The organism is Thiobacillus sp., from assembly GCF_024708915.1.
In genome coordinates, this window is the sequence record NZ_JANJXQ010000261.1 from 1 (window position 1) to 1,866 (window position 1,866).

General features: G+C 62.6%; 2 protein-coding genes. Both read right to left on the reverse strand.

What is annotated here, in order from left to right:
* Nucleotides 1–1,146: methyl-accepting chemotaxis protein (locus tag Q0L94_RS17500; protein WP_296755901.1), on the reverse strand; the 1,146-nt coding region annotated here is incomplete at its 3' end.
* Between the two features lie 269 nt (nt 1,147–1,415).
* Nucleotides 1,416–1,866: methyl-accepting chemotaxis protein (locus Q0L94_RS17505; protein ID WP_296755903.1), on the reverse strand; the 451-nt coding region annotated here is incomplete at its 5' end.

Here is a 1,866-nt window from a genome sequence, read left to right on the forward strand (position 1 = left end):
TTCGCCGGCGCGCGCGGCTTCGACCGCGGCGTTCAAGGCGAGGATGTTGGTCTGGAACGCAATGCCGTCGATGACGCCGATGATGTCGGCAATCTTCTTCGAGCTTTCCTTGATCGAGGCCATGGTGTCGACGACCTGGCCTACGACCTGGCCGCCCTTGACCGCGACGTCGGCGGTGGAGACGACAAGCTGGTTGGCCTGGCGGGCGTTCTCGGCGTTCTGCCGGACGGTGCTGGTCAGCTCTTCCATCGAACTGGCGGTCTCTTCCAGCGACGAGGCCTGTGATTCGGTACGGCCGGACAGGTCGGCGTTGCCGGTGGCAATCTCGCGGGTAGCGACGGCAATGGTCTCGGTGGCATGGCGGATATCGCCGACCGTACCGGTCAGATTTTCACGCATCGCATTGATGGCAAACAGCAGGCTGGACGTGTCGCCACGCTCCAGGGCGACCGATCTTGAGAAATCGCCGTCGGAGATCGCACGGGCAATTTCCACCGCATAGGCAGGCTCGCCACCCAACTGCTTCATGATGTAGCGGACCAGCCAGAACACGATCGCGCCCGCCGCGATCAGCGCCACCACCAACAGCACCAGGGTGATCGTCAGCATGCGCTGGCTGAATGCGGCCATGTCGGCCTTGGTCTGCTCGACCTGTTCGCTCTTGGCCTTGTTCATTGCCATCAGGCGCTCGCGGATCTGGCGCCACACCGGGGTCTCTTCCTGGCTGATGGCCGCGATGGCGGCAGCCTGGTCGGTGCTTGCCAGCGAAATCACCTTGGCCTGGAGCGGAATCTGCTGTTCGCGCAGGGCGATGACTTCTTCCACCACTTTGAGGTCGGCCGGATTGGCGGCCGCCAGGGTATGCGCGTTGTCGCTGGCCTTCTTGAATTCAGCGGACGAAGACTCGAGGTTCTTGTAGGCCGCCTGATTGCTCGAATCCATGACGATGTTGCGCAGGGCCTGACCCATTTGCAGGCCGTGTGCGTACAGGCTGGTCGTCGCCTGGGCAAACGCCAGATCCTGCTCGAGGAACTGCTCGAAGCGGTTCTTGTTGCTCTGCATGCCGGTCAGCGCCACGCCGATCGCGATACTGAAGAGCACGAAGACCATTCCCATGCTCAACATGATTTTCGACTTGAGTTTCATTTCTGTAAAAACCTTCTGGTTTGGTTTCAGTTGATTACGATGACGCCGGGCGCATCTGCTTTCAGATACGCCTGCCTGACCGCGGATTCCAGGCACTGCATGCGACGCGGCAGAACAATCGGGAACAGGAAATCGCCGTCCGGCATCCCGTGAATACGGTCCTACTGGAGAAATCGGCTCGAATCCGGATATCTTGATGCGTACGAAGGAACCATCCGTCCATGCAGAGCGGATCGATTACGCCTGCGGACGGAGGTCGGCGGGGATGCTCAGAACGCTTCCCACTCGTCGCGGCTGCCGGCTGCCGCCAGCTTCTTCGGGCGGATGGCAGGCATCGTTCCGGTCGATGCGCCATCGGTCTTTTCGGGGAGGCGGCTCGCCGCACCCTTCGGCACCGGCAGCGCCGTCCGCTGACCGCTCGCACCCTCCAGCCTGAATACGCTCACCGCTTCGGCAAGCTTCGCCGCCTGATCCTGCAGGCTCTCGGCCGCCGCCGCCGCCTGCTCCACCAGGGCAGCGTTCTGCTGCGTCATCTCGTCCATCTGACCAACCGCCTGGTTGACCTGATCGATGCCCGCGCTCTGCTCCTGGCTCGCAGTCGCGGTGCCGCTGATGATGTCGGCAACCAGCTCAACCGAGGTCACGATGTCGTCCATCGCTTCGCCGGCTTCGTCCACCAGCTTGCGGCCCGCCTCGACCTGCTCCACCGAATCCTGGATC